Source organism: Pantoea sp. PSNIH1 (assembly GCF_007680655.1).
GTDB classification, from domain to species: domain Bacteria; phylum Pseudomonadota; class Gammaproteobacteria; order Enterobacterales; family Enterobacteriaceae; genus Pantoea; species Pantoea eucrina.
In genome coordinates, this window is record NZ_VEIP01000013.1 from 1 (window position 1) to 25,609 (window position 25,609).

Here is a 25,609-nt window from a genome sequence, read left to right on the forward strand (position 1 = left end):
AGGGTCTGCGCTTCGCAATCCGCGAAGGCGGCCGTACCGTTGGCGCGGGCGTTGTTGCTTCTGTTATCGCTTAATTGTGTTAACGCCGGCAGCGGTTTTTTACTGCTGCCGTAGCAATCAGAAAGAGCACTTCGGTGCTCTTTTTTTTTGCCTGTCAAAATCAGCATACCAATCGATAACCCTACAAACCCTGCGTTGTAATAGCAACCATTCTCATTTACACTTTGATCAGAAATTGTACCGGAGTTGAATCTGAAATGTACGTTTGTCTGTGTAATGGTGTGAGTGATAAAACGCTGCGTGAAGTAGTGCGCCGCTATCAGCCAAAATCGATCCAGCAGCTGCGCCAGCTGGTCCCGGTCGGGAAGCAGTGTGGTAAATGCATCCGGGCAGCGCGCGAAATCATGGATGATGAACTGCAGCATGCACCGCTCTATAAAGAGATCGCCTGACATTACGCGCAGAATGTCGTAATACCCACAAAAACTGTCACGCCTTTTTGACTTCTTTCTCTCTGCATCTACTATCTGGTTAACTGAAGAGGGGAGGGGTGATATGAAGGGCGACGTCAAAGTCATTGCACATCTCAACAAACTGCTTGGAAATGAGCTGGTCGCGATTAACCAGTATTTTCTGCATGCGCGCATGTTTAAAAACTGGGGGCTGATGCGCCTCAACGATATCGAATACCACGAATCGATCGATGAGATGAAGCATGCCGACAAATACATTGAGCGTATTCTCTTTCTCGAAGGTATCCCCAATCTGCAGGATCTGGGACGTCTGCGCATAGGTGAGGACGTGCCCGAAATGCTGCAGTCCGATTTGCAGCTGGAGCTGGAAGGGGCAAAAGACCTGCGTGAAGCCATTGCCTGGGCGGATAAAGTTCACGACTACGTGAGCCGGGACATGATGATTGAAATCCTGGCTGATGAAGAGCATCACATCGACTTTCTTGAAACCGAGCTCGATCTGATTCAGAAAATTGGCCTGCAGAACTACCTGCAGTCGCAAATCAGCGAAAAGGCGGACGAATAGCGGCCTGCGCATACCTGTTCTGTAAACCCGCCCGGCAGTCGTGCCCGGCGGGTTTTCTTTTGCCTGAATTTTTATGGTTAAAAACAGAGCACGGGTTGCTTCCTGAGCGTAATTACGTATAATACGCCGGCCTGCCGACATTGGTATGGCGCGATTCGAGCAGAATCGCAGGCGACAGTGCTAGGTGTGTCGCCTGACAATACTCCCAATTGGGGAGTTATATGCTGAACGATTACACTCCCCCATCAATCGTAATGGGTGTGGGTAGTAATTCTTTTCGTTTATAAAATGTTTGGAGCCTTGGTCTCATGTCGAACCAAAGAATCCGTATCCGTCTTAAAGCGTTTGATCATCGTCTGATCGATCAATCAACCGCGGAAATCGTTGAGACTGCCAAGCGCACTGGTGCGCAGGTTCGTGGTCCAATTCCGCTGCCAACCCGCAAAGAGCGCTTCACCGTTCTGATCTCTCCGCACGTTAACAAAGATGCGCGTGATCAGTACGAAATCCGCACTCACAAGCGTCTGGTAGACATCGTTGAGCCAACTGAAAAAACCGTTGATGCTCTGATGCGTCTGGATCTGGCTGCCGGTGTTGACGTGCAGATCAGCCTGGGTTAATCAGGTCATCGAGCGATTGAGAGGTTGATACAATGATTGGTTTAGTCGGTAAAAAAGTGGGCATGACTCGCATCTTCACTGAAGAAGGCGTTTCAATCCCAGTAACCGTAATCGAAGTTGAAGCAAACCGCGTTACCCAGGTCAAAGGTCTGGAAAACGATGGTTACCAGGCGATCCAGGTTACCACCGGTGCTAAAAAAGCAAACCGTGTGAGCAAGCCGGAAGCAGGTCATTTTGCTAAAGCTGGCGTTGAAGCTGGCCGTGGTCTGTGGGAATTCCGCACCGAAGGTGAAGAGTACTCCGTAGGCCAGAGCATCAGTGTTGAAATTTTCGCTGACGTTAAAAAAGTAGACGTTACCGGTACCTCTAAAGGTAAAGGTTTCGCAGGTACCGTTAAGCGCTGGAACTTCCGTACCCAGGACGCTACACACGGTAACTCCTTGTCTCACCGCGTTCCGGGTTCTATCGGTCAGAACCAGACTCCGGGCAAAGTGTTCAAAGGCAAGAAAATGGCTGGTCAGCTGGGTAACGAGCGCGTAACCGTTCAGAGCCTGGAAGTAGTACGTGTTGACGCTGAGCGCAACCTGCTGCTGGTCAAAGGTGCTGTCCCGGGTGCAACCGGCAGCGACCTGATTGTTAAACCAGCTGTGAAGGCGTAAGGGGATAGCAATGGAATTAGTACTGAAAGACGCGCAGAGCGCGCTGACTGTTTCCGAAACTACCTTCGGTCGTGATTTCAACGAAGCGCTGGTTCACCAGGTTGTTGTTGCTTATGCCGCAGGTGCTCGTCAGGGTACTCGTGCGCAGAAGACTCGTGCTGAAGTAACTGGTTCAGGCAAAAAGCCGTGGCGCCAGAAAGGTACCGGCCGTGCGCGTTCAGGTTCTGTTAAGAGCCCGATCTGGCGTTCAGGTGGCGTGACCTTCGCTGCTCGTCCACAGGACCACAGTCAAAAAGTTAACAAAAAGATGTACCGCGGCGCGCTGAAAAGCATTCTGTCCGAGCTGGTACGTCAGGACCGTCTGATCGTTGTCGAGTCGTTCTCTGTAGAAGCACCGAAAACCAAGCTGCTGGTACAGAAACTGAAAGACATGGCGCTGGAAGACGTGCTGATCATCACCGGTGAACTGGATGAAAATCTGTTCCTGGCTGCGCGTAACCTGTACAAGGTTGACGTGCGTGACGCAGCAAGTATCGACCCAGTTAGCCTGATCGCCTTCGACAAAGTCGTTATGACTGCTGAAGCAGTTAAGCAAGTTGAGGAGATGCTGGCATGATCCGTGAAGAACGTCTGCTGAAAGTACTGCGCGCGCCGCACGTATCTGAAAAAGCATCAAGCGCGATGGAAAAAACCAATACCATCGTTCTCAAAGTTGCGAAAGATGCGACCAAAGCAGAGATCGTTGCTGCTGTTGAGAAACTGTTCGAAGTAGAAGTTAAAGACGTAAACACCCTGGTTGTTAAGGGTAAAGTTAAGCGTCACGGACAGCGTATCGGTCGTCGTAACGACTGGAAAAAAGCTTACGTTACCCTGAAGGAAGGCCAGAACCTGGACTTCGTCGGCGGCGCTGAGTAAGTCGGAGGAGAAAGACAATGGCAGTTGTTAAATGTAAACCGACATCTCCGGGTCGTCGCCACGTAGTTAAAGTGGTGAACCCTGAGCTGCACAAAGGCAAACCATTTGCCGCGCTGGTTGAAAAAAACAGCAAATCCGGTGGTCGTAACAACAATGGTCGTATCACTACCCGTCATATCGGTGGTGGTCACAAGCAGGCTTACCGTATTGTTGACTTCAAACGCAACAAAGATGGTATCCCGGCAGTTGTTGAGCGTCTTGAGTACGATCCGAACCGTTCTGCGAACATCGCACTGGTTCTGTACAAAGATGGCGAGCGCCGTTACATTCTGGCCCCTAAAGGCCTGAAAGCTGGCGACCAGATTCAGTCTGGCGTTGATGCTGCGATTAAAGCAGGTAACACCCTGCCGATGCGTAACATCCCAGTTGGTTCTACCGTGCATAACGTAGAAATGAAACCAGGCAAAGGCGGTCAGATTGCTCGCTCTGCTGGTGCTTACGTGCAGATCGTTGCGCGTGAAGGTTCTTACGTGACCCTGCGTCTGCGTTCAGGCGAAATGCGTAAAGTCGAATCTGACTGCCGCGCAACCCTGGGCGAAGTCGGTAACGCTGAGCACATGCTGCGCGTTCTGGGTAAAGCCGGTGCAGCCCGTTGGCGCGGTGTTCGTCCTACCGTCCGCGGTACTGCGATGAACCCAGTCGATCACCCGCACGGTGGTGGTGAAGGTCGTAACTTTGGTAAGCACCCGGTTTCACCGTGGGGCGTTCAGACCAAAGGTAAGAAGACCCGTAGCAACAAGCGTACTGATAAATTTATCGTACGTCGCCGTAGCAAATAATTTTAGAGGATAAGCCATGCCACGTTCTCTCAAGAAAGGTCCTTTTATTGACCTGCACTTGCTGAAGAAGGTAGAGAAAGCGGTGGAAAGCGGTGACAAGAAGCCCCTGCGCACTTGGTCCCGTCGTTCAACGATCTTCCCTAACATGATCGGTTTGACCATCGCTGTCCATAATGGTCGTCAGCACGTTCCAGTCTTTGTTTCCGACGAAATGGTTGGTCACAAGCTGGGCGAATTCGCACCGACACGTACTTATCGCGGCCATGCTGCAGATAAGAAAGCCAAGAAGAAATAAGTAGGAGGAAGAGATGGAAACTATTGCTCAACATCGCCATGCTCGTTCTTCTGCTCAGAAGGTTCGCCTGGTGGCAGACCTGATTCGCGGTAAGAAAGTGTCGCAGGCTCTGGATATTCTGACTTACACCAACAAGAAAGCGGCTGTACTGGTTAAGAAAGTCCTGGAATCTGCCATTGCTAACGCCGAACACAACGATGGCGCTGATATCGACGATCTGAAAGTTGCGAAAATTTTCGTAGACGAAGGCCCAAGCATGAAGCGCATTATGCCGCGTGCAAAAGGTCGTGCAGATCGCATCCTGAAGCGCACCAGCCACATTACTGTGGTTGTGTCCGATCGCTGAGACTCTGGAGACTAGCAATGGGTCAGAAAGTACATCCTAATGGTATTCGCCTGGGTATTGTAAAACCATGGAACTCTACCTGGTTTGCGAACACCAAAGAATTCGCTGACAACCTCGACAGCGATTTTAAAGTACGTCAGTTCCTGACTAAAGAACTGGCTAAAGCGTCTGTATCTCGTATCGTTATCGAGCGTCCGGCTAAGAGCATCCGTGTGACCATTCACACCGCTCGCCCGGGTATCGTTATCGGTAAGAAAGGTGAAGACGTAGAAAAACTGCGTACGGTCGTCGCGAATATCGCTGGCGTTCCTGCTCAGATCAATATCGCCGAAGTCCGTAAACCGGAACTGGACGCTAAATTGGTTGCTGACAGCATCACTTCACAGCTGGAGCGTCGTGTGATGTTCCGTCGTGCTATGAAGCGTGCTGTACAGAACGCAATGCGTCTGGGCGCTAAAGGTATTAAAGTTGAAGTCAGCGGCCGTCTTGGTGGTGCTGAGATCGCACGTACCGAATGGTATCGTGAAGGTCGCGTACCGCTGCACACTCTGCGTGCGGACATTGACTACAACACCTCTGAAGCGCACACCACTTATGGTGTAATCGGCGTTAAGGTATGGATCTTCAAAGGTGAGATCCTGGGTGGTATGGCTGCTGTTGAACAACCGGAACCGGCTGCTCAACCTAAAAAGCAGCAGCGTAAAGGCCGTAAGTAAGGAGAGTCGCTGATGTTACAACCAAAGCGTACAAAATTCCGTAAAGTGCACAAAGGCCGTAACCGCGGTCTGGCGCAGGGTACGGATGTTAGCTTCGGTACTTTCGGTCTGAAAGCTGTTGGCCGTGGTCGTCTGACCGCTCGTCAGATCGAAGCAGCACGTCGTGCTATGACCCGTGCAGTTAAGCGTCAAGGTAAGATCTGGATCCGTGTATTCCCGGACAAACCGATCACCGAGAAGCCGCTGGAAGTGCGTATGGGTAAAGGTAAGGGTAACGTTGAGTATTGGGTTGCCCTGATTCAGCCTGGTAAAGTCCTGTATGAAATGGACGGCGTACCGGAAGAGCTGGCCCGTGAAGCCTTCAAGCTGGCAGCAGCAAAACTGCCTATCAAAACCACCTTTGTAACTAAGACGGTGATGTAATGAAAGCAACTGAGCTGCGTGAAAAAAGCGTTGAAGAGCTGAACACTGAGCTGCTTAACCTCCTGCGTGAGCAGTTTAACCTGCGCATGCAGGCAGCATCTGGCCAGCTGCAGCAGACCCATCTGCTGAAGCAAGTTCGCCGTGATGTTGCGCGCGTTAAGACTTTACTGACTGAGAAGGCGGCGTAATGACCGATAAAATCCGTACTCTGCAAGGTCGTGTTGTTAGTGACAAAATGCAGAAATCTGCTGTTGTCGCTATCGAACGTTTCGTGAAGCACCCGATCTACGGTAAATTCATCAAACGTACGACTAAGCTGCACATCCATGACGAGAACAATGAGTGTGGTATTGGTGACGTGGTTGAGATCCGCGAAACCCGTCCACTTTCCAAGACTAAGTCCTGGACTCTGGTTCGCGTTGTAGAGAAAGCGATTCTGTAATAGAATTCGTTTCCTCTAAAAACAAAATGAACGGCTCTCGCGAGCCGTTCATTTTTTCTACCCATCTGCGAGATCCGGTGTTATAATGCCGCGCCCTCAATTATGGGGCTTTTTAACGACCTGAGGTTTGGGTCCCGAAGTAGTAGTTGACATTAGCGGAGCACTAAAATGATCCAAGAACAGACTATGCTGAACGTCGCCGACAACTCCGGTGCACGTCGCGTAATGTGTATCAAGGTTCTGGGTGGCTCGCACCGTCGCTACGCAGGCGTCGGCGATATCATCAAAGTGACCATCAAGGAAGCAATTCCTCGTGGCAAGGTGAAAAAAGGTGATGTCCTGAAAGCGGTAGTGGTGCGCACCAGGAAGGGTGTTCGTCGCCCGGACGGTTCTGTCATTCGCTTCGATGGCAATGCATGCGTTATTCTGAACAATAACAGTGAGCAGCCAATCGGAACGCGTATTTTTGGGCCGGTAACTCGTGAACTTCGCAATGAAAAGTTCATGAAAATTATCTCTCTGGCACCAGAAGTACTCTAAGGAGCGAGCAATGGCAGCTAAAATCCGTCGTAACGACGAAGTTATTGTTCTTACCGGTAAAGACAAAGGTAAGCGCGGTAAAGTAAAGAACGTCCTGACTTCTGGTAAAGTCATCGTTGAAGGTATCAACCTGGTTAAGAAACACCAGAAGCCGGTTCCGGCTCTGAACCAGCCAGGTGGCATCGTTGAAAAAGAAGCTGCAATTCAGGTTTCTAACGTTGCAATCTTCAATGCGGCAACCGGCAAGGCTGACCGTGTAGGCTTTAGATTCGAAGACGGCAAAAAAGTCCGTTTCTTCAAGTCTAACAGCGAAACTATCAAGTAATTTGGAGTAGTACGATGGCGAAACTGCATGATTACTACAAAGACGAAGTAGTCCAGAAACTCATGACAGAGTTTGGCTACAATTCTGTCATGCAAGTCCCTCGGGTCGAGAAGATCACCCTGAACATGGGTGTTGGTGAAGCGATCGCTGACAAGAAACTGCTGGATAACGCAGCAGCCGATCTGGCAGCAATCTCCGGTCAAAAACCGCTGATCACCAAAGCACGCAAATCAGTTGCAGGCTTCAAAATCCGTCAGGGCTATCCGATCGGCTGTAAAGTAACTCTGCGTGGCGAACGCATGTGGGAGTTCTTTGAGCGTCTGATCACTATTGCTGTACCACGTATTCGTGACTTCCGCGGTCTTTCTGCGAAGTCTTTCGACGGTCGTGGTAACTACAGCATGGGCGTACGTGAGCAGATCATCTTCCCAGAAATCGACTACGACAAAGTCGATCGCGTTCGTGGTTTGGATATTACCATTACCACTACTGCGAAATCTGATGATGAAGGCCGTGCACTGCTGGCTGCCTTTGACTTCCCGTTCCGCAAGTAAGGTAGGGTTACTTAATGGCTAAGCAATCTATGAAAGCACGCGAAGTTAAGCGTGTGAAATTAGCAGACAAGTTCTTCGCAAAACGCGTTGAGCTGAAAGCAATCATTTCTGATGTGAACGCATCTGACGAAGATCGTTGGAATGCCGTTCTCAAGCTGCAGAGTCTGCCGCGTGATTCCAGCCCTTCCCGTCAGCGTAACCGCTGCCGTCAGACAGGTCGTCCGCACGGTTTCCTGCGGAAGTTTGGGTTGAGCCGTATCAAGGTCCGTGAAGCCGCTATGCGCGGTGAAATCCCGGGTCTTAAAAAGGCTAGCTGGTAATTGTCACCATTTGAATCACGGGAGTAACACAGATGAGCATGCAAGATCCGATCGCGGATATGCTGACCCGTATCCGTAACGGTCAGGCCGCGAACAAAGTTGCGGTCTCTATGCCTTCCTCCAAGCTGAAAGTGGCAATTGCCAACGTGCTGAAGGAAGAAGGCTATATTGAAGATTTTAAAATCGAAGGCGACATCAAGCCGGAACTGGAACTGACTCTTAAGTATTTCCAGGGTAAAGCTGTTGTAGAAAGCATTCAACGTGTTAGCCGTCCTGGTCTGCGCATCTATAAAAGAAAAGATGAGCTGCCAAAAGTGATGGCTGGTATGGGTATTGCTGTAATTTCTACCTCTAAAGGTGTCATGACTGATCGTGCAGCGCGCCAGGCTGGTCTTGGTGGCGAAATTATCTGCTACGTAGCGTAATCGGAGGAATAAAATGTCTCGTGTTGCAAAAGCACCTGTCGTTATTCCTGCCGGCGTAGAGGTAAAACTCAACGGTCAGGAAGTTTCGATCAAAGGCAAAAACGGCGAGCTGACTCGTACTATCAACAATGCTGTTGAAATCAAGCAGGAAGACAACACCCTGACTTTTGCTCCACGCAAAGGTTATGCGGATGGTTGGGCACAGGCAGGTACTGCTCGTGCACTGCTGAACGGCATGGTTATCGGTGTTACCGACGGCTTCACTAAGAAGCTGCAACTGGTTGGTGTTGGTTATCGTGCAGCTGTTAAAGGCAACTCTGTGAGTCTGGCCCTGGGCTTCTCTCACCCTGTTGAACATGCACTGCCGGCCGGCATCACTGCTGAATGTCCGACTCAAACTGAAATCGTGCTGAAAGGCGCTGATAAGCAGGTTATCGGACAGGTTGCAGCTGATCTGCGCGCCTACCGTCGTCCTGAGCCTTATAAAGGCAAGGGTGTTCGTTACGCCGACGAAGTCGTGCGTACCAAAGAGGCTAAGAAGAAGTAAGGTAACACTATGGATAAGAAATCTGCTCGTATCCGTCGTGCGACCCGTGCACGTCGCAAGCTCAAAGAGCTGGGTGCTACTCGCCTGGTGGTACATCGTACCCCGCGTCACATTTACGCACAGGTAATCGCCCCGAACGGTTCCGAAGTTCTGGTTGCTGCTTCTACTGTAGAAAAAGCTATCGCTGAACAACTGAAGTATACCGGTAACAAAGACGCCGCTGCAGCTGTAGGTAAAGCTCTGGCTGAGCGCGCTATCGAAAAAGGCATCAAAGATGTTTCTTTCGATCGTTCCGGGTTCCAATATCATGGTCGCGTCCAGGCACTTGCAGATGCTGCTCGTGAAGCTGGCCTTCAGTTCTAAGGTAGAGGTCTAAGATGGCACACATCGAGAAACAAGCTGGCGAACTGCAGGAAAAATTGATCGCGGTAAACCGTGTTTCTAAAACTGTGAAAGGTGGTCGTATTTTCTCCTTCACCGCACTGACTGTAGTGGGTGATGGCAACGGCCGCGTGGGTTTTGGTTACGGTAAAGCGCGTGAAGTTCCAGCAGCGATCCAGAAAGCGATGGAAAAAGCCCGTCGCAATATGATTAACGTCGCGCTGACTCACGGCACCCTGCAGCACCCTGTAAAAGGTGCGCACACGGGTTCTCGTGTGTTCATGCAGCCGGCTTCTGAAGGTACCGGTATCATCGCCGGTGGTGCAATGCGCGCCGTCCTGGAAGTCGCTGGAGTTCATAACGTTCTGGCTAAAGCATATGGTTCCACCAACCCGATTAACGTGGTTCGTGCAACTATTGATGGTCTGGGCAATATGAAATCTCCGGAAATGGTCGCTGCCAAGCGTGGTAAATCCGTTGAAGAAATTCTGGGGTAATCACGATGGCTAAGACTATTAAAATTACACAAACCCGCAGTTCAATCGGCCGCCTGCCTAAGCACAAAGCCACTCTGATTGGCCTGGGTCTGCGTCGTATTGGTCACACCGTTGAGCGTGAAGACACGCCTGCTGTACGCGGTATGGTCAACGCGATTTCCTACATGCTGAAAGTGGAGGAGTAAGAGATGCGTTTAAACACTCTGTCTCCGGCCGAAGGGTCTAAACACGCTTCCAAGCGTCTGGGTCGTGGTATCGGTTCTGGCCTCGGCAAAACCGGCGGTCGTGGTCACAAAGGTCAGAACTCACGTTCTGGCGGTGGCGTACGTCGTGGTTTCGAGGGTGGTCAGATGCCTCTGTACCGTCGTCTGCCGAAGTTCGGCTTCACTTCACGCAAATCATTCGTGACGACTGAAGTTCGTCTGTCTGATCTGGCGAAAGTGGAAGGCGGTATTGTTGACCTGAACACGCTGAAAGCAGCCAACATCATCGGTGTTCAGATTGAATTCGCGAAAGTGATTCTGTCTGGTGAAGTTACTACACCGGTAACGATTCGTGGACTGCGTGTCACCAAAGGTGCTCGTGCTGCAATCGAAGCTGCTGGCGGTAAAATCGAGGAATAAGTAGCAGATGGCAAAGCAACCGGGATTAGATTTTCAAAGCGCCAAAGGGGGCTTTGGTGAACTGAAGCGCAGACTATTGTTTGTAATCGGTGCACTGATTGTCTTCCGCATTGGCTCTTTTATTCCAATCCCCGGTATCGATGCCACTGTACTTGCCAAACTGCTTGAGCAACAGCGTGGCACCATCATTGAAATGTTCAACATGTTCTCTGGTGGTGCTCTCAGTCGTGCCTCAATCTTCGCGCTGGGTATTATGCCGTATATTTCGGCCTCTATTATTATCCAGCTGCTGACGGTGGTTCATCCCGCCCTGGCAGAGATTAAGAAAGAGGGTGAGGCTGGCCGTCGTAAGATTAGCCAGTACACCCGCTATGGCACCCTGGTTTTGGCCATATTTCAGTCGATCGGTATCGCTACCGGTCTGCCGAATATGCCAGGAATGCAGGGCCTGGTGTTAAATCCGGGCTTCGCATTCTACTTTACCGCTGTTGTGAGTCTGGTTACCGGGACAATGTTCCTGATGTGGCTGGGCGAACAGATTACTGAACGAGGTATCGGTAACGGTATCTCAATCATTATCTTCGCAGGTATTGTTGCGGGTCTTCCGCCGGCCATTGGCCATACCATCGAGCAAGCGCGGCAAGGCGACCTGCACTTTCTTCTGTTGCTGTTGGTTGCAGTTCTTGTATTTGCAGTGACGTTCTTTGTTATTTTCGTTGAGCGTGGCCAGCGTCGTATCGTGGTCAACTACGCTAAGCGTCAGCAGGGGCGTCGTGTATATGCTGCACAGAGCACACATTTACCGTTGAAAGTGAATATGGCAGGTGTCATTCCAGCTATCTTCGCTTCCAGCATTATTCTGTTCCCGGCAACGATAGCATCCTGGTTCGGGAGCGGTAGTGGTTGGAACTGGCTGACAACAATTTCGCTGTATTTGCAGCCAGGACAGCCGCTTTATGTGCTACTCTATGCGACTGCAATCATCTTCTTCTGTTTCTTCTATACGGCGTTGGTGTTTAACCCGCGTGAAACAGCAGATAACCTGAAGAAGTCTGGTGCATTCGTACCGGGAATTCGTCCGGGAGAGCAAACGGCGAAGTATATCGATAAAGTTATGACACGACTCACCTTAATCGGTGCGCTGTATATTACTTTTATCTGCCTGATCCCGGAGTTCATGCGTGATGCCATGAAGGTTCCCTTCTACTTCGGCGGTACTTCACTGCTGATTGTAGTGGTCGTCATCATGGACTTTATGGCTCAAGTGCAAACTCTGATGATGTCTAGTCAGTATGAGTCTGCATTGAAAAAAGCTAACCTGAAAGGCTATGGCCGTTAATTCAGTAGCTTGAGAAGTTACGGAGAGTAAAAATGAAAGTTCGTGCTTCCGTCAAGAAATTATGTCGTAACTGCAAAATCATTCGTCGCGACGGTGTCGTACGTGTGATCTGCAGCGCCGAGCCTAAGCATAAACAGCGCCAGGGCTGATTAAGTCACATATTTTTCTTGCAAAGTCGGGTTGAGCTGGCTAGATTAGCCAGCCAATCTTTTGTATGTCGATGCGTTTCCATTTGAGTATCCTGAAAACGGGCTTTTCAGCATGGTTCGCATTTATTTAATTATAGGAGTGCATAGTGGCCCGTATAGCAGGCATTAACATTCCTGATCATAAACATACCGTTATCGCATTAACTTCGATCTTCGGTATCGGCAAAACTCGTTCCAAAGCTATCTGCGTTGAAACGGGCATTGCTGAAAATGTTAAGATCAGTGAGCTGTCTGAAGAACAGATTGATCAGCTGCGTGAAGCAGTTGGTAAATTCGTTGTTGAAGGTGATCTGCGCCGTGAAATCACCCTGAGCATCAAGCGTCTTATGGACCTTGGTTGCTACCGTGGTTTACGCCATCGTCGTGGTCTGCCGGTTCGCGGTCAGCGTACTAAGACCAACGCACGTACCCGTAAGGGTCCGCGTAAACCGATCAAGAAATAATCGGGGTGAGTAAATAATGGCAAAGGCACCAGTTCGTGCACGTAAGCGTGTAAGAAAACAAGTCTCAGATGGCGTGGCTCATGTCCATGCGTCTTTTAACAACACCATCGTAACCATTACCGATCGTCAGGGTAACGCGCTGGGTTGGGCAACCGCCGGTGGTTCCGGTTTCCGCGGTTCACGTAAATCTACTCCATTCGCTGCTCAGGTCGCTGCAGAGCGCTGTGCAGAAGCGGTAAAAGATTACGGTATTAAGAACCTGGAAGTTATGGTTAAGGGTCCAGGTCCAGGCCGCGAATCTACGATTCGTGCTCTGAACGCTGCTGGTTTCCGCATCACGAATATTACTGATGTGACTCCGATCCCTCACAACGGTTGTCGTCCGCCGAAAAAACGTCGCGTATAACGCCCCGTTTTTTAGGTTAGTTGGAGAAAGAAAATGGCAAGATATTTGGGTCCTAAGCTCAAGCTGAGCCGTCGCGAGGGTACCGACTTATTCCTTAAGTCTGGCGTCCGCGCGATTGATTCCAAGTGCAAAATTGAACAAGCCCCTGGTCAGCATGGTGCGCGTAAACCGCGTCTGTCTGATTACGGCGGTCAGTTACGTGAAAAGCAGAAAGTTCGTCGTATGTACGGCGTGCTGGAGCGTCAGTTCCGTAACTACTATAAAGAAGCAGCACGTCTGAAAGGCAACACCGGTGAAAACCTGTTAGCTCTGCTGGAAGGTCGTCTGGATAACGTAGTTTACCGTATGGGCTTTGGCGCCACTCGTGCAGAAGCACGTCAGCTGGTTAGCCACAAATCTATTCTGGTAAATGGCCGCGTTGTTAACATCGCTTCTTATCAGGTATCTCCGAATGATGTCGTAAGCATCCGTGAGAAAGCCAAAAAGCAATCTCGCGTGAAGGCCGCTCTGGAGCTGGCTGAGCAGCGTGAAAAGCCAACCTGGCTGGAAGTTGATGCGACCAAGATGGAAGGTGTGTTCAAGCGTATGCCTGAGCGTACTGATCTGTCTGCGGACATTAACGAACACCTGATCGTCGAGCTTTACTCTAAGTAAAGCTTAGTACCAAAGAGAGGACACAATGCAGGGTTCTGTGACAGAGTTTCTAAAACCGCGCCTGGTAGATATCGAGCAAGTGAGTTCGACGCACGCCAAGGTGACCCTTGAACCATTAGAGCGTGGCTTTGGCCATACTCTTGGTAACGCACTGCGCCGTATTCTGCTTTCTTCCATGCCGGGTTGCGCGGTGACCGAGGTTGAAATTGATGGCGTGCTGCACGAGTACTCCACCAAAGAGGGCGTTCAGGAAGATATCCTGGAAATCCTGCTCAACCTGAAAGGGCTGGCGGTAAGAGTTCAGGGTAAAGATGAAGTCATCCTTACTTTGAATAAATCTGGCATTGGCCCTGTGACTGCAGCCGACATCACCCATGATGGTGATGTCGAAATCGTCAAGCCGCAGCATGTGATCTGCCATCTGACCGATGAAAACGCATCTATTAGCATGCGTATCAAAGTTCAGCGTGGTCGTGGTTATGTGCCGGCGTCTGCCCGAATTCATTCGGAAGAAGATGAGCGCCCAATCGGCCGCCTGCTGGTCGACGCTTGCTACAGCCCTGTAGACCGTATCGCCTACAATGTTGAAGCAGCGCGTGTAGAGCAGCGCACCGACCTGGACAAGCTGGTCATCGAAATGGAAACCAACGGCACAATCGATCCTGAAGAGGCGATTCGTCGTGCGGCCACCATCCTGGCAGAACAACTGGAAGCTTTCGTTGATTTACGTGACGTACGTCAGCCGGAAGTGAAAGAAGAGAAACCAGAATTCGATCCGATCCTGCTGCGCCCTGTTGACGATCTGGAATTGACTGTCCGCTCTGCTAACTGCCTTAAGGCAGAAGCTATCCACTACATCGGTGATCTGGTACAGCGTACTGAGGTTGAGCTGCTTAAAACGCCTAACCTCGGTAAAAAATCTCTTACTGAGATTAAAGATGTGCTCGCTTCGCGTGGTCTGTCTCTGGGCATGCGCCTGGAAAACTGGCCACCAGCAAGCATCGCTGATGAATAACCCGATCACAGGTTAAGGTTTCACTGAGAAGGATAAGGTCATGCGCCATCGTAAGAGTGGTCGTCAACTGAACCGCAACAGCAGCCATCGTCAGGCTATGTTCCGCAACATGGCTGGTTCTCTGGTTCGTCATGAGATCATTAAAACGACTCTGCCGAAAGCCAAAGAACTGCGTCGCGTAGTTGAGCCGCTGATTACTCTTGCCAAGACCGACAGCGTAGCTAATCGTCGTCTGGCATTCGCCCGCACTCGTGATAACGAGATCGTGGCAAAACTGTTTAACGAGCTGGGCCCGCGTTTCGCGAGCCGTGCCGGTGGTTACACTCGTATTCTGAAGTGTGGCTTCCGTGCTGGTGACAACGCTCCGATGGCTTACATCGAGCTGGTTGATCGTCCAGAAGCTCAAGCAGAAGCTGCTGCAGAGTAATCTGCAGTATCGTAGAAAACCCGCTCCGGCGGGTTTTTTATTGCCTGAAATTTGTCATCCGCTATGATTTCCTGAGTCATTGACAGATATCGACAGGAGAGCGCTATGTGGTTAATCGATCAACTGGCGGAACAGCACATTCGTGAAGCTCAGGCAAAAGGTGAACTAAGCAACCTTCCTGGTGAGGGTGCGCCGTTACAGCTGGATGATGACAGCGCAGTTCCCCCTGAACTGCGTACCGCGTATCGTCTGTTAAAGAATGCCGGCTATCTTCCGCCTGAGCTTGAAGCCCGGAAAGAGGCGCTTGAACTGCACAAGCTGTTGCAGACGCTTGATGCAGAAGAACCTTCTCACGCTGAAATTACCCGGCGCCTCATTCTCCTTGAAAGTAAACTGCAGCAGGCTGGCCTGAGCACCGAATTTTTATACAGCCGTTATCGTGCTGATATTGCTCAACGTCTTAAGCAGGGTGAATAGCGTGTATCGCATTGGTCAACTCGCCCGGCTTGCGGAAGTTACGCCGGACACCATTCGTTTTTATGAAAAGCAGCAGCTGATGGAGCACAGAATGCGCACCGGAGGCGGCTTTCGTCTTTACAGCGATAAAGATCTGCAGCGTCTGCGGTTCATTCGCTACGGACGTCAGCTTGGTTTTACTCTGGAAGCGATTCGGGGATTACTGTCGATCAGGATCGAACCCGATCATCACACCTGTCAGGAGTCAAAAGCGATCGTGGCCAGCAGGCTGGAAGAGGTTGATCATGTTATCGCTGAACTGCAGATCATTCAGCGTTCACTGCAGCGGCTGGCGCAAACCTGCTGCGGCGAGCAACACAGCTCCGCCTGCTGTTCTATTCTTGAAGCGCTGGAGACAGGCAACGATCCGCAGCCAGAAGCGTGCTGCGGTAAAGATTGCAACGCCGGACAAAAAGAGTAAAGTTACCCCCGAAATTTATCAGGAGAAAGGTATGAGTCACTATCAGCATCGCAAAGGGATCATCAATGATAATGCGCTGGAGGCGTTACTGCATGACCCGCTTTATCGTCAGCGGATCGAGCGTAACCAGAAAGGTAAGGGCAGCTATCGTCGTAAAGAGAAGCATGCAAAGGGACAGCAGCGGGAGGCCAGCGATAAGCAACACTGTTTATCACTGGCCTTCTGCTATGGCATAAAAAAAGCCGCCTGAGTCAGGCGGCTTTTTTATCAGATCTTTGTATTCTGCTGCTTCAGCAAATCACGGATTTCCGTGAGCAGTACTTCTTCGCTGGAAGGCTTCGGTGCCGGCTTCTCTACTTCTTTTTTGGTATAGAGTTTGTTCATTACTTTAATCGCCATGAAAATCGCGAATGCAATAATGACAAAATCAAATACGGTCTGGATAAAATTACCATACTCCATCACCACAGCAGGAACATCACCCTCTGCCGGTTTCAGCACCCATCTGAACTGCTTAAAGTCCACGCCGCCAATCAGCAGGCCCAGCGGAGGCATGATGATATTCGCCACTAATGATGAAACAATTTTACCAAACGCAGCACCGATCACGACACCGACTGCCAGGTCCACTACGTTGCCACGCATGGCGAAATCGCGAAACTCTTTGAATAAACTCATGGTTATCTCCCTTGCCTAAGCCAATCGATAAAGTCTAACAAACCTTAGCGCATTTTCCATTATTGCAGCGCATTAAAGCGAGGCCGCGAAGGGAGAGGCAGTCCAGCGATTATCAGAGGAAAAACGGGCTGGGCTGAAACAGTCGCTCTACATCCGGAACAAATTTTTTGTCTGTCAGAAACATGATCACATGATCACCCTGTTCGATTCTGACGTTTGCATTAGCAATAATCACCTCATCACCGCGCACAATGGCGCCAATTAGCGTGCCGGGCGGCAATTTAATATTTTCAATCTGCCGGCCAACCACGCGTGACGTGCTCTCGTCGCCATGTGCAATCGCTTCAATGGCTTCTGCAATGCCGCGGCGCAGTGACGAAACGCCCACAATATCCGCCTTGCGTACGTGGCTCAGCAGGGCAGAAATAGTGGCCTGCTGTGGTGAGATGGCGATGTCTATTACGCTGCCCTGCACCAGGTCAACATAGGCGCGACGCTGTATCAGCACCATGACTTTTTTCGCCCCCATCTTTTTAGCCAGCATGGCTGACATAATGTTGGCTTCATCGTCATTGGTCACGGCAATAAAAAGATCAACCTGATCCACATGCTCTTCAGCCAGCAGCTCCTGATCGGAGGCGTCACCATAAAATACGATGGTGTCCTGCAGGTTTTCTGCCAGTTCAGCGGCGCGCTGCTGATTACGCTCGATAAGTTTAACGCTGTAATGTTTTTCCAGCCGCTGCGCAAGACCAAAACCGATGTTGCCCCCGCCTACCAGCATGATGCGTTTGTAAGGCTTTTCCAGCCGCTGCATCTCGCTCATTACGGCGCGAATGTGCTGACTGGCAGCAATGAAGAACACTTCATCACCCGCTTCAACAATGGTTGACCCCTGCGGACGAATAGGGCGATCCTGACGAAAAATAGCCGCAACCCGCGTATCGATGTGTGGCATATGCTCACGCATGATAGAGAGCGGATTGCCGACCAGCGGGCCGCCATAATAGGCTTTAACCACGGCAAGGCTTACTTTCCCTTCCGCAAAATTGACCACCTGAAGTGCGCCAGGATACTGGATAAGACGATAGATATTGTCGATAACCAGCTGTTCAGGAGAGATTAAGTGGTCAATCGGCACCGCTTCCGGCGTAAATAATTTATCGCCATCGCGCAGATAGTCCGCTGCACGAATACGCGCAATACGGTTTGGCGTATTAAACAGCGAGTAAGCTATCTGACAGGCGATCATATTGGTTTCGTCCGAACTGGTTACGGCAACCAGCATATCGGCATCTTCTGCGCCCGCTTCACGCAGGACACGCGGATGAGAACCGTGGCCGTGGACAACGCGCAGGTCAAATTTGTCCTGCAACACGCGTAAACGTGAAGGGTCGCTGTCTACCACGGTGATGTCATTGTTTTCACCCACCAGATTCTCTGCCAGCGTACCGCCAACCTGACCGGCTCCGAGGATAATAATTTTCATCGCTCTGTTGCTCTCATTAGCGTGCGCCGCACTATTTTTTTATCAGCTTAGCGTAGAAAAAGCCGTCACCGCCGTCAGCGTGCGGGAATACCTGCCAGCCATATTCATCCCCCTGCGGCAGCGGCACCGCGATGGCATCATCATGGTCGGCAAGAAACGTGCGGATTTGCTCATGGTTCTCTTCCGGCAATACTGAACAGGTCGCATACAGCAGCGTGCCGCCTGATTTCAGACGCGGCCAGATGGCATTAAGGATTTCACGCTGCAGTGCTGCCAGCTCCGCAATATCCCGATCGCGGCGCAGCCATTTGATATCAGGATGGCGACGTATCACGCCGGTTGCAGAACAGGGCGCATCAAGCAGGATACGGTCAAATGTCAGATCGTTACACCAGGCGGCAGGCGTACGGCCATCGCCCTGACGCACTTCTGCAGTCATGTTCAGGCGCAGCAGGTTTTCCCGCACGCGGCTCAGGCGCTGCTCATCAATATCAACTGCCATCACACTGGCCTGTGGGGCCACTTCCAGAATATGTGTGGTTTTACCGCCCGGCGCTGCACAGAGATCCAGTATATGTTCGCCTGGCTGAGGTTCGAGCAGCAGAGCACAACGCTGCGCGGAGAGATCCTGAACCGTAACCCATCCCTGCTCAAAACCCGGCAGCTGGCTTACAGGCGCTGGTGATTCCAGACGTACAGCATCCGGCGCATCGCCGCAGATGCCATTTTTGTCCGCCTGATTCAGCAATGCCAGCCAGGCATCACGCGTATGATGCTGGCGATTGACGCGCAACCACATTGGCGGACGCTGATTGTTGGCCTCGGTGATCGCCTGCCACTGCTGCGGCCAGGCGTGCTGAAGACGTTTCAGTAACCAGCCAGGATGCAGATAGCGTTGCGGTGCCTGATCCACTTCTGCCAGCAGGCTCTCCTGCTGACGCTGAAACTGGCGTAACACGCCATTCAGCAGCCCTTTCAGGTTAGCCCGCTTAAGGACTTCTGCGCCGGCAACAGTTTCCGCCAGCGCGGCATGCGGCGGGATACGCGTATAAAGCAGCTGATAAAGGCCGACCATAATCAGGTAGTGCAGCACGCGCTGTTTACCGGTTAACGGGCGCTCCATCAGCTTGCCGATCAGCGCTTCCAGCTGAGGTAATGTGCGCGTCACACCAAAGCATAACTCCTGCAGCAGGGCGCCATCTTTGTCCGCCACGGTTTTTTGCGCGGCAGGAAGGATAGCGCTGAGCGATTCGCCTTTATCCACCACACGTTCGATCAGTTGCGCCGCCAGGCTGCGCAGGTTAGTCGCTTTTTTCATAGTATTTCATCAGGCAGTTGGGCCCGGCGCGTACCGGGCAACAGGATCAGGCCAGAACGGTTCCGGGAGTGAACCATTCGCGACGTGAGTTGAGCAGGTCCTGGGCTGACATGGGTTTTTTGCCAGCTGGCTGCAGGGATAACAGGTTTAAGACACCATCCGCGGTTGCGATCTGAATGCCCTGCTTATCGGCGTGCAGGATTTCGCCCGGCTGTTTATCCTGATGCGGTAACACCGTTGCCTGCCAGACTTTTACCGGTTGATCATCGATAAGAAAATAGCTTACCGGCCAGGGATTAAAGGCACGGATGCAGCGCTCCAGCTGCGCCGCCGGCAGCGTCCAGTCCAGCCGGGCTTCCTCTTTGCTGAGCTTTTCAGCGTAGTTCGCCAGAGCGTTATCCTGTACCTCAGGCTGTGCACGGTTGGTCGCCAGCATAGTTAGCGTTTGCAGCAGGCCCTGCGGTCCCAGTTCAGCCAGGCGATTGTAAAGCGAAGCGCTGGTATCGTCCGGACCAATCGGGCAGTTGAGTTTGAGCAGCATATCGCCTGTGTCGAGGCCTGCATCCATCTGCATAATGGTCACACCGGTTTCGCTATCGCCAGCCCAGAGCGCGCGCTGGATCGGCGCCGCGCCGCGCCAGCGTGGCAGCAGCGAGCCGTGAACGTTCACGCAACCGAGCCGGGGCATTGAAAGCACTGCCTGTGGCAGAATCAGCCCATAGGCCACAACGACCATGATATCTGCCTGCAGATCGGCTACCAGCTGCTGGTTCTCTTCCGGCCTGAGTGATTTGGGCTGAAAAACCGGTATACCGTGCGTCTGGGCTAACACTTTTACCGGGCCGGGAGTGAGTTTGTTGCCGCGTCCGGCAGGACGATCGGGCTGGGTAAAGACGCCGGTTACCTGATGCTCAGATGCAAGCAGCGCGTCAAGGTGACGCGCTGCAAAGTCAGGTGTACCGGCAAAAATAATTTTCAACGGTGCAGACACAATTTAGCCTTCTGTTCGCTCTCAGGATGCGCGGGTATTCTGGCGAGCCAGTTTTTCCAGTTTCTGTTTAATACGCTGGCGTTTCAGCGGTGACAGATAATCGATAAACAGCTTGCCGTCCAGATGGTCAATCTCATGCTGAATACAGATTGCCAGCAGGCCATCCGTTTCCAGTTCAAAGCTGTTACCGTCACGATCCAGTGCGCGAACTTTAACGCGCTCGGCGCGCGGCACAAATGCACGCTGTTCCGGAATAGAAAGGCAGCCTTCCTCGATACCGGTCTCGCCACTTTTTTCCAGCAGCTCCGGATTGATAAGCACCAGGCGCTCGTCACGATTTTCAGAGACATCGATAACGATAATACGCTGGTGGATATCAACCTGTGTAGCCGCCAGGCCGATGCCTTCTTCGGCATACATCGTTTCAAACATATCATCGACGATACGCTGAACCCCGGCGTCAACTGCTGCAACCGGTGCAGCAATTTTGCGAAGGCGATCGTCAGGAAAATGTAATACCTGCAAAACTGACATAAATATCCAGATCTATATGCGTTAAAGAAAAGATTACTGGTTCATATTGTAGACTTTTCAGGGCCCGATTGACAGCATTGCACGGCACAGACACGGCGGTCATGGAAGGCAAAATGGAAAAGCTGGAAAGAGTGCTCAGAGCAGCAAACGTACGGGGCCTGAGCGGTCACAAAGCGCACCGCTTTATGACGGCGTTAAAGGCTGCTGACAGAGTGGATGATGAGTGGCTGCGCGCTCAGGGAATGAGTGAACAACAGCGGCAGCACTACCTGACGCTGTGCCCACGCCAGCGTGATAACACACTGGCGTGGCTGGAGCAGCCGCAGCATAGCCTGATTGACTGCACAGATGCTCGTTATCCGGAGCGGCTCAAAGAGACCGCGCGCTACCCGACCGCGCTGTTTGTCGCTGGCGATGCAGCAGCGCTTACTCAGCCTCAGCTTGCCGTGGTCGGCAGCCGCAACTGCTCACTTTACGGGAAAGAGTGGGGAGAGTGGTTTACGCAGCAGCTGGCTGTAAGTGGTCTGGCTATTACCAGCGGACTGGCGCGCGGTATTGATGGTATTGCGCATCGTGCCGCGCTGGCTGCCGGAGGAAAGACGCTGGCGGTACTGGGCAGTGGATTACAGTGTCTCTATCCAAAGCAGCATCAGGCGCTGGCCTGCGACATAATCAGCCACGGCGGTGCGCTTATTTCTGAACTGCCGCTGACGTGTGCGCCACATGGCGTGAACTTCCCGCGACGTAACCGCATTATCAGTGGCTTAAGCTATGGCGTGCTGGTGGTAGAGGCGTCGCTGAAAAGCGGTTCGCTGGTGACGGCGCGTTATGCACTTGAGCAAAACCGCAATGTTTATGCGCTGCCCGGAGCGCTGGGTAACGCCGGCAGTGAAGGCGTGCACTGGCTGATACAGCAGGGCGCACTGCTGGTTGCTCATCCCAATAATATTCTGGAGGATTTGCACTCTACGCTGCAGTGGCTGCCCGTAAACCAATCGGACACAATATATTCACAACTCAGTGACGATGTTCCATTGCCATTTCTCAGCGCGTTGGCTAACGTAGGTGATGAGGTTACACCTGTTGACGTCGTCGCTGAACGTGCCGGCCAACCTGTGCCAGTCATCGCTGCACAATTGCTCGAACTGGAGTTAGCAGGATGGATCGCAGCTGTACCCGGCGGCTATGTCCGATTGAGGAGGGCATGCCATGTTCGACGTACTTATGTACTTGTTTGAAACCTATATTCATAACGAAGCTGAGATGCGCGTTGATCAGGATAAACTCACTGATGATCTAACTGACGCCGGTTTTCACCGTGAAGATATCTACAATGCGCTGAACTGGCTTGAACGGCTGGCGGATTACCAGGAGGGGCTGGTCGCACCGGTATTACTGGCAAACGATCCTCTCTCTATGCGTATCTACACTGAGCAAGAGAGCCAGCGTTTAGATGCAGAGTGTCGCGGTTTCGTGCTGTTCCTTGAGCAGATTCAGGTACTGAACATGGAAACGCGGGAAATGGTTATCGAACGGGTTATGGCGCTTGATACGCTGGAGTTCGATCTGCAGGATCTGAAATGGGTGGTGCTGATGGTGCTGTTTAATATTCCGGGATGCGAAAATGCCTATCAGCAAATGGAAGAACTGTTATTCGACGTCAATGAAGGTATGCTGCATTAATCTGTAATGAATACCCCGGGTAATATGAATAAATCAGCGCTGTTTAGCGTGCGTAAACAGGAACCCTGCCCCGCGTGCGGGGCAGAATTAGTCATACGTTCTGGCAAAACGGGCCCGTTTCTGGGCTGTAGTAACTATCCCGCCTGCGACTATATCCGGCCGATGAAAAATCAGGCGGATGGCCATATCGTCAAGGTGCTGGAAGGGCATGCCTGCCCGCAGTGTGGTGCAGACAAAGTACTGCGTCAGGGACGGTTTGGCATGTTTATCAGCTGCAGCGGTTATCCGGAGTGCCACTATACGGAAGCCGTTGATAAACCTGATGTGACAACTATTGCCTGTCCGCAGTGTGCCAGCGGTAAACTGGTACAGCGGCGCTCGCGCTATGGCAAAACGTTTCACGCCTGCGATCGCTATCCTGAGTGTCAGTTTGCTATTAACGCCACGCCGGTTGACGGTACGTGTCCACACTGCCAGTTCCCCTTACTAATAGAAAAGAAAACTGCACAGGGCGTCAGGCGTTTCTGCGCCAGTAAACGCTGCGGCAAGCCCGTTGTGCCGGAAGAAGAGTAATCATGAACCAGTCTCAATCTATTCCAGGAAGCGCTGACTTTTGCATTGAGCAGCTAAAACAGCAGTGCGTAATCGCTTATCCCACCGAAGCCGTATTTGGCCTTGGCTGCGACCCTGACAGCGAACGTGCGGTAATGGCGCTGCTGCAGCTGAAACAACGGCCGGTTGAGAAAGGATTGATCCTGATTGCCGCTGACTATACTCAGCTGACGCCCTATATTGACGATGAGCAACTGACAGCGGAGCAGCGCGAACGCATGTTTGCCTCCTGGCCTGGTCCGGTAACCTGGGTGGTGCCGGCGCGATCCAGCACACCACGCTGGCTGACGGGGCGTTTCAATTCACTGGCGATCCGCGTCAGTAATCACTCTGACGTTCAGGCATTATGCCGTGGTTTTGGCAAACCGCTGGTCTCTACCAGCGCAAACCTGACCGGCATGCCGCCCTGTCGCACCGCTGCTGAAGTCACTGAGCAGTTTGGCGTTGCGTTTCCGGTGCTGCAGGCAGCCACCGGAGGGCGTCTTAACCCTTCAGAAATCCGCGATGTGCTCAGCGGTGAACTGATTCGCCAGGGCTGACAGATGGAAAACTTTGCCGTTTTTGGCCATCCGATTGCGCACAGTAAGTCCCCCTTTATTCATCGCGAATTTGCCCGGCAAACCGGTATAGCTCACAGCTATGGTCAAATCTGCGCGCCGCTGGATGCTTTTCCGCAGACGCTGCGTGCCTTTTTCGCTGCGGCGGGGAGGGGGGCTAACGTGACCCTGCCGTTTAAACAGCAGGCGTGGTCGCTGGCTGATGCGCTGAGCGAGCGCGCCAGGCTATCTGGCGCAGTGAATACGCTGCATAAGAGAAGTGATGGCTCGCTTTTCGGAGATAACACCGACGGGATCGGCCTGCTCAGCGATCTGCAAAGGCTGGAGATGATCCAGCCAGGCGATCGGATCCTGCTGGTCGGTGCAGGGGGGGCTGCGCGCGGTGTGATCCAGCCTCTGCTTGCCGCCGGCTGCTCGCTGGTGGTGGTAAACCGCACCGCCAGCCGTGCTGAAGAGCTGGCGCAACAGTTTAGTCACTGCGGAGAGATTGAGGCAGTAAACTTTGCCCGGCTCAGTGCACACGCTTTTGATTTGATCATCAATGCCACCTCCAGCGGTGTTGCAGGCGACATCCCACCTTTACCTGCCACGCTGATTGAGCGCGGGGTACGCTGCTATGACATGTTTTACCAACCGGGCCTGACGCCTTTTCTTCTATGGTGCCAGCAGAAGGGCGCTGACGTCGTGGCGGATGGCACGGGCATGCTGGTGGGACAGGCTGCACACGCTTTTCAGCTCTGGCACGGTGTCATGCCGGAGATTACGCCGGTGATCGATACACTAAAGCGAGCCATGCAGCCATGAATCAGGCGATTCATTTTCCTGAACGGGAAAGCTGGGATCGGCAGCAGCAGGCAGTCATCTTTCCTGCTCTGGTAAATGGGATGGGAATCACCTGTGCTATTTCTCAGCCCGCGCTTCATGCGCGTTTTGGTGAAGGAGAGGCGATGGCGCTGTTCTGCGCACATCGCTGGGATATAGAAGAGGAAGCTGAAAAGCTTATTCTGACGGATGCGATCAGCGATCAGGGCTGGGTCTGGCTCTCCTGATTCAGATAATCATCTTTCCATTTGACGTAATTGCCGGATGAGTAAAGCAGGCCGGCAATTTCAGCTTCAGTAAGCGGGCGAATCTGTTTCACCGGACTACCTAAATAGAGATAGCCGCTGACGAGACGCTTGCCGGGGGGGACCAGGCTGCCCGCCCCAATCATGACATCCTCTTCAACAATGGCCCCGTCCAGTACGATTGAGCCCATGCCGACCAGCACGCGATCGCCGATAGTACAGCCATGCAGCATCGCCTTATGCCCGACCGTCACATCTTCGCCAATCAGTAAAGGATATCCCTGGGGATTGGTGGCTGACTTATGCGTGACGTGCAGAACGCTGCCATCCTGTATATTGCTTCTTTTACCAATGATGACGTGATTAACATCACCGCGGATCGCGACCAGCGGCCAGATACTGACATCATCATCTAATCGAACATCACCCACAACAACGCTGCTGCTATCTACCATGACACGCTCGCCGGTTTGCGGAAAAGAGTACTTATAAGGGCGCAGGGCTACAGACATGATCTTTCTCCTTTATCAATTATTCCCAGCGTGCAGCTAAATGCAGTGCTGAACAAGGTGAAATTTAACCGGATCGCTCGCGATCGCAGCGAAAAGAACAGAAACTCGCCACTCAGTAAAAAAGATCGAAAAAAGGGGTTGTGCAAAAAATTCGGATCCCTATAATGCGCCACCACTGAGACGGCAAAGCGGCAACGCAGACGGGCTCAGCAGGGCGTGAAGCGATTCACCCC

At 52.1% G+C, this 25,609-nt stretch carries 45 protein-coding genes and 1 pseudogene; 40 read left to right on the forward strand and 6 right to left on the reverse strand.

Going from position 1 to position 25,609, the window contains the following annotated elements:
* The 34 genes and pseudogenes from FS690_RS17725 to FS690_RS17890 form a co-directional block, all read left to right on the forward strand.
* Positions 1–74, forward strand: a pseudogene (locus FS690_RS17725) (elongation factor Tu); the annotation flags it as partial.
* 183 nt (positions 75–257) lie between these two features.
* Positions 258–452: a bacterioferritin-associated ferredoxin gene (bfd, locus tag FS690_RS17730; RefSeq protein ID WP_039380828.1), complete on the forward strand. Its 195-nt coding sequence runs from the start codon at positions 258–260 to the stop codon at positions 450–452.
* A 103-nt stretch (positions 453–555) separates the two neighbouring features.
* Entirely contained in the window at positions 556–1,038 is a 483-nt protein-coding gene (gene bfr, locus FS690_RS17735; RefSeq protein ID WP_039380825.1) for a bacterioferritin, read from the forward strand.
* Between the two features lie 308 nt (positions 1,039–1,346).
* Positions 1,347–1,658: a 30S ribosomal protein S10 gene (rpsJ, locus tag FS690_RS17740; protein ID WP_006120582.1), complete on the forward strand. Its 312-nt coding sequence runs from the start codon at positions 1,347–1,349 to the stop codon at positions 1,656–1,658.
* Positions 1,659–1,690: 32 nt separating this feature from the next.
* Positions 1,691–2,317 (forward strand): 50S ribosomal protein L3, encoded by a 627-nt coding sequence (gene rplC, locus FS690_RS17745; protein ID WP_071668687.1) that lies wholly within the window; start codon positions 1,691–1,693, stop codon positions 2,315–2,317.
* Between the two features lie 10 nt (positions 2,318–2,327).
* Positions 2,328–2,933, forward strand: coding sequence for a 50S ribosomal protein L4 (gene rplD / locus FS690_RS17750; protein ID WP_039380819.1), 606 nt, complete (start codon positions 2,328–2,330; stop codon positions 2,931–2,933).
* Positions 2,930–3,232 (forward strand): 50S ribosomal protein L23, encoded by a 303-nt coding sequence (gene rplW, locus FS690_RS17755; protein ID WP_039380816.1) that lies wholly within the window; start codon positions 2,930–2,932, stop codon positions 3,230–3,232. The genes rplD and rplW overlap by 4 nt, the downstream gene beginning before the upstream one ends.
* 17 nt (positions 3,233–3,249) lie before the next feature.
* The gene (gene rplB / locus FS690_RS17760; protein WP_039380813.1) at positions 3,250–4,071 is read left to right on the forward strand and encodes a 50S ribosomal protein L2; all 822 of its coding nucleotides are present in this window, start codon (positions 3,250–3,252) and stop codon (positions 4,069–4,071) included.
* 16 nt (positions 4,072–4,087) lie between these two features.
* Positions 4,088–4,366: a 30S ribosomal protein S19 gene (gene rpsS / locus FS690_RS17765; RefSeq protein WP_001138115.1), complete on the forward strand. Its 279-nt coding sequence runs from the start codon at positions 4,088–4,090 to the stop codon at positions 4,364–4,366.
* A gap of 13 nt (positions 4,367–4,379) precedes the next feature.
* The gene (gene rplV, locus FS690_RS17770) at positions 4,380–4,712 is read left to right on the forward strand and encodes a 50S ribosomal protein L22 (protein WP_007891659.1); all 333 of its coding nucleotides are present in this window, start codon (positions 4,380–4,382) and stop codon (positions 4,710–4,712) included.
* Between the two features lie 17 nt (positions 4,713–4,729).
* A complete protein-coding gene (gene rpsC / locus FS690_RS17775) occupies positions 4,730–5,428 on the forward strand; it encodes a 30S ribosomal protein S3 (protein ID WP_009087585.1) in 699 nt (232 codons plus the stop codon).
* A gap of 12 nt (positions 5,429–5,440) precedes the next feature.
* Positions 5,441–5,851: a 50S ribosomal protein L16 gene (gene rplP / locus FS690_RS17780; protein WP_002438716.1), complete on the forward strand. Its 411-nt coding sequence runs from the start codon at positions 5,441–5,443 to the stop codon at positions 5,849–5,851.
* A complete protein-coding gene (gene rpmC, locus FS690_RS17785; RefSeq protein WP_021508217.1) occupies positions 5,851–6,039 on the forward strand; it encodes a 50S ribosomal protein L29 in 189 nt (62 codons plus the stop codon). Before rplP ends, rpmC begins: the two co-directional genes overlap by 1 nt.
* Positions 6,039–6,293, forward strand: a complete 255-nt coding sequence (rpsQ, locus tag FS690_RS17790; RefSeq protein WP_010618568.1) for a 30S ribosomal protein S17 — start codon at positions 6,039–6,041, stop codon at positions 6,291–6,293. Before rpmC ends, rpsQ begins: the two co-directional genes overlap by 1 nt.
* 168 nt (positions 6,294–6,461) lie before the next feature.
* Complete coding sequence (rplN, locus tag FS690_RS17795; RefSeq protein ID WP_038629760.1) at positions 6,462–6,833, forward strand: 50S ribosomal protein L14; 372 nt, start codon at positions 6,462–6,464, stop codon at positions 6,831–6,833.
* Between the two features lie 10 nt (positions 6,834–6,843).
* Positions 6,844–7,158, forward strand: a complete 315-nt coding sequence (gene rplX, locus FS690_RS17800; protein ID WP_021508218.1) for a 50S ribosomal protein L24 — start codon at positions 6,844–6,846, stop codon at positions 7,156–7,158.
* Between the two features lie 14 nt (positions 7,159–7,172).
* Entirely contained in the window at positions 7,173–7,712 is a 540-nt protein-coding gene (rplE, locus tag FS690_RS17805; protein ID WP_013510763.1) for a 50S ribosomal protein L5, read from the forward strand.
* A 14-nt stretch (positions 7,713–7,726) separates the two neighbouring features.
* A complete protein-coding gene (rpsN, locus tag FS690_RS17810) occupies positions 7,727–8,032 on the forward strand; it encodes a 30S ribosomal protein S14 (protein ID WP_039380805.1) in 306 nt (101 codons plus the stop codon).
* A 32-nt stretch (positions 8,033–8,064) separates the two neighbouring features.
* On the forward strand, positions 8,065–8,457 hold the full coding sequence (rpsH, locus tag FS690_RS17815; RefSeq protein ID WP_065648467.1) for a 30S ribosomal protein S8: 393 nt from the start codon (positions 8,065–8,067) through the stop codon (positions 8,455–8,457).
* 13 nt (positions 8,458–8,470) lie between these two features.
* Complete coding sequence (gene rplF, locus FS690_RS17820; RefSeq protein WP_039380801.1) at positions 8,471–9,004, forward strand: 50S ribosomal protein L6; 534 nt, start codon at positions 8,471–8,473, stop codon at positions 9,002–9,004.
* A 9-nt stretch (positions 9,005–9,013) separates the two neighbouring features.
* A complete protein-coding gene (rplR, locus tag FS690_RS17825; protein WP_013510760.1) occupies positions 9,014–9,367 on the forward strand; it encodes a 50S ribosomal protein L18 in 354 nt (117 codons plus the stop codon).
* Between the two features lie 14 nt (positions 9,368–9,381).
* Positions 9,382–9,882, forward strand: coding sequence for a 30S ribosomal protein S5 (gene rpsE, locus FS690_RS17830; protein ID WP_013510759.1), 501 nt, complete (start codon positions 9,382–9,384; stop codon positions 9,880–9,882).
* 5 nt (positions 9,883–9,887) lie between these two features.
* Positions 9,888–10,067 (forward strand): 50S ribosomal protein L30, encoded by a 180-nt coding sequence (rpmD, locus tag FS690_RS17835; protein ID WP_039380794.1) that lies wholly within the window; start codon positions 9,888–9,890, stop codon positions 10,065–10,067.
* A gap of 3 nt (positions 10,068–10,070) precedes the next feature.
* A complete protein-coding gene (gene rplO / locus FS690_RS17840) occupies positions 10,071–10,505 on the forward strand; it encodes a 50S ribosomal protein L15 (protein WP_039380790.1) in 435 nt (144 codons plus the stop codon).
* A 7-nt stretch (positions 10,506–10,512) separates the two neighbouring features.
* Positions 10,513–11,844: a preprotein translocase subunit SecY gene (gene secY / locus FS690_RS17845; RefSeq protein ID WP_039380787.1), complete on the forward strand. Its 1,332-nt coding sequence runs from the start codon at positions 10,513–10,515 to the stop codon at positions 11,842–11,844.
* 32 nt (positions 11,845–11,876) lie between these two features.
* Positions 11,877–11,993, forward strand: a complete 117-nt coding sequence (rpmJ, locus tag FS690_RS17850) for a 50S ribosomal protein L36 (protein ID WP_004160566.1) — start codon at positions 11,877–11,879, stop codon at positions 11,991–11,993.
* A 146-nt stretch (positions 11,994–12,139) separates the two neighbouring features.
* Positions 12,140–12,496, forward strand: a complete 357-nt coding sequence (gene rpsM, locus FS690_RS17855) for a 30S ribosomal protein S13 (protein WP_039380785.1) — start codon at positions 12,140–12,142, stop codon at positions 12,494–12,496.
* 16 nt (positions 12,497–12,512) lie between these two features.
* Complete coding sequence (gene rpsK, locus FS690_RS17860; protein WP_004160563.1) at positions 12,513–12,902, forward strand: 30S ribosomal protein S11; 390 nt, start codon at positions 12,513–12,515, stop codon at positions 12,900–12,902.
* Between the two features lie 33 nt (positions 12,903–12,935).
* Positions 12,936–13,556 carry a 30S ribosomal protein S4 gene (rpsD, locus tag FS690_RS17865; protein WP_039380782.1) on the forward strand — a complete coding sequence of 207 codons (621 nt, stop codon included), beginning with the start codon at positions 12,936–12,938 and terminating at the stop codon, positions 13,554–13,556.
* A 25-nt stretch (positions 13,557–13,581) separates the two neighbouring features.
* The gene (gene rpoA, locus FS690_RS17870) at positions 13,582–14,571 is read left to right on the forward strand and encodes a DNA-directed RNA polymerase subunit alpha (protein ID WP_007891688.1); all 990 of its coding nucleotides are present in this window, start codon (positions 13,582–13,584) and stop codon (positions 14,569–14,571) included.
* Positions 14,572–14,611: 40 nt separating this feature from the next.
* On the forward strand, positions 14,612–14,998 hold the full coding sequence (gene rplQ / locus FS690_RS17875; RefSeq protein ID WP_003850180.1) for a 50S ribosomal protein L17: 387 nt from the start codon (positions 14,612–14,614) through the stop codon (positions 14,996–14,998).
* 105 nt (positions 14,999–15,103) lie between these two features.
* Positions 15,104–15,475 (forward strand): DUF1992 domain-containing protein, encoded by a 372-nt coding sequence (locus FS690_RS17880; protein WP_039380777.1) that lies wholly within the window; start codon positions 15,104–15,106, stop codon positions 15,473–15,475.
* 1 nt (position 15,476) lies between these two features.
* The gene (gene zntR, locus FS690_RS17885; RefSeq protein ID WP_039380774.1) at positions 15,477–15,935 is read left to right on the forward strand and encodes a Zn(2+)-responsive transcriptional regulator; all 459 of its coding nucleotides are present in this window, start codon (positions 15,477–15,479) and stop codon (positions 15,933–15,935) included.
* Between the two features lie 31 nt (positions 15,936–15,966).
* A complete protein-coding gene (locus FS690_RS17890) occupies positions 15,967–16,185 on the forward strand; it encodes an alternative ribosome-rescue factor A (RefSeq protein ID WP_039380772.1) in 219 nt (72 codons plus the stop codon).
* A gap of 17 nt (positions 16,186–16,202) precedes the next feature.
* On the opposite strand, the gene mscL is transcribed toward FS690_RS17890, so the two are convergent.
* The 5 genes from mscL to def all read right to left on the reverse strand — a co-directional run bounded on the left by mscL (position 16,203) and on the right by def (position 20,945).
* Positions 16,203–16,613 (reverse strand): large-conductance mechanosensitive channel protein MscL, encoded by a 411-nt coding sequence (gene mscL, locus FS690_RS17895; RefSeq protein WP_039380768.1) that lies wholly within the window; start codon positions 16,611–16,613, stop codon positions 16,203–16,205.
* A 112-nt stretch (positions 16,614–16,725) separates the two neighbouring features.
* Positions 16,726–18,102, reverse strand: a complete 1,377-nt coding sequence (gene trkA, locus FS690_RS17900) for a Trk system potassium transporter TrkA (RefSeq protein ID WP_039380765.1) — start codon at positions 18,100–18,102, stop codon at positions 16,726–16,728.
* Between the two features lie 31 nt (positions 18,103–18,133).
* A complete protein-coding gene (gene rsmB / locus FS690_RS17905) occupies positions 18,134–19,420 on the reverse strand; it encodes a 16S rRNA (cytosine(967)-C(5))-methyltransferase RsmB (protein ID WP_039380762.1) in 1,287 nt (428 codons plus the stop codon).
* A 46-nt stretch (positions 19,421–19,466) separates the two neighbouring features.
* Positions 19,467–20,411 carry a methionyl-tRNA formyltransferase gene (fmt, locus tag FS690_RS17910; RefSeq protein WP_145340191.1) on the reverse strand — a complete coding sequence of 315 codons (945 nt, stop codon included), beginning with the start codon at positions 20,409–20,411 and terminating at the stop codon, positions 19,467–19,469.
* A 21-nt stretch (positions 20,412–20,432) separates the two neighbouring features.
* Entirely contained in the window at positions 20,433–20,945 is a 513-nt protein-coding gene (gene def, locus FS690_RS17915; protein ID WP_039380757.1) for a peptide deformylase, read from the reverse strand.
* A 113-nt stretch (positions 20,946–21,058) separates the two neighbouring features.
* Between def and dprA the strand changes: the two genes are divergently transcribed.
* From dprA to FS690_RS17945, 6 genes are read left to right on the forward strand one after another with little or no spacing between them, the layout of a single operon-like run.
* Positions 21,059–22,183 carry a DNA-protecting protein DprA gene (dprA, locus tag FS690_RS17920; protein WP_145340193.1) on the forward strand — a complete coding sequence of 375 codons (1,125 nt, stop codon included), beginning with the start codon at positions 21,059–21,061 and terminating at the stop codon, positions 22,181–22,183.
* Positions 22,155–22,628, forward strand: a complete 474-nt coding sequence (gene smg, locus FS690_RS17925; RefSeq protein WP_145340195.1) for a DUF494 family protein Smg — start codon at positions 22,155–22,157, stop codon at positions 22,626–22,628. Before dprA ends, smg begins: the two co-directional genes overlap by 29 nt.
* Before the next feature lie 24 nt (positions 22,629–22,652).
* Positions 22,653–23,201, forward strand: a complete 549-nt coding sequence (locus tag FS690_RS17930) for a type I DNA topoisomerase (RefSeq protein WP_039385655.1) — start codon at positions 22,653–22,655, stop codon at positions 23,199–23,201.
* 2 nt (positions 23,202–23,203) lie between these two features.
* Complete coding sequence (gene tsaC, locus FS690_RS17935; RefSeq protein ID WP_039380753.1) at positions 23,204–23,779, forward strand: L-threonylcarbamoyladenylate synthase type 1 TsaC; 576 nt, start codon at positions 23,204–23,206, stop codon at positions 23,777–23,779.
* 3 nt (positions 23,780–23,782) lie between these two features.
* The gene (aroE, locus tag FS690_RS17940; protein WP_104086158.1) at positions 23,783–24,601 is read left to right on the forward strand and encodes a shikimate dehydrogenase; all 819 of its coding nucleotides are present in this window, start codon (positions 23,783–23,785) and stop codon (positions 24,599–24,601) included.
* Positions 24,598–24,846 carry a DUF1488 domain-containing protein gene (locus FS690_RS17945; protein ID WP_071668691.1) on the forward strand — a complete coding sequence of 83 codons (249 nt, stop codon included), beginning with the start codon at positions 24,598–24,600 and terminating at the stop codon, positions 24,844–24,846. The genes aroE and FS690_RS17945 overlap by 4 nt, the downstream gene beginning before the upstream one ends.
* Here the strand turns inward: FS690_RS17945 and FS690_RS17950 are convergent.
* Positions 24,822–25,376 (reverse strand): gamma carbonic anhydrase family protein, encoded by a 555-nt coding sequence (locus FS690_RS17950; protein ID WP_039380747.1) that lies wholly within the window; start codon positions 25,374–25,376, stop codon positions 24,822–24,824. The two genes, FS690_RS17945 and FS690_RS17950, sit on opposite strands and share 25 nt — an antisense overlap.
* Positions 25,377–25,609: the final 233 nt, after the last annotated feature.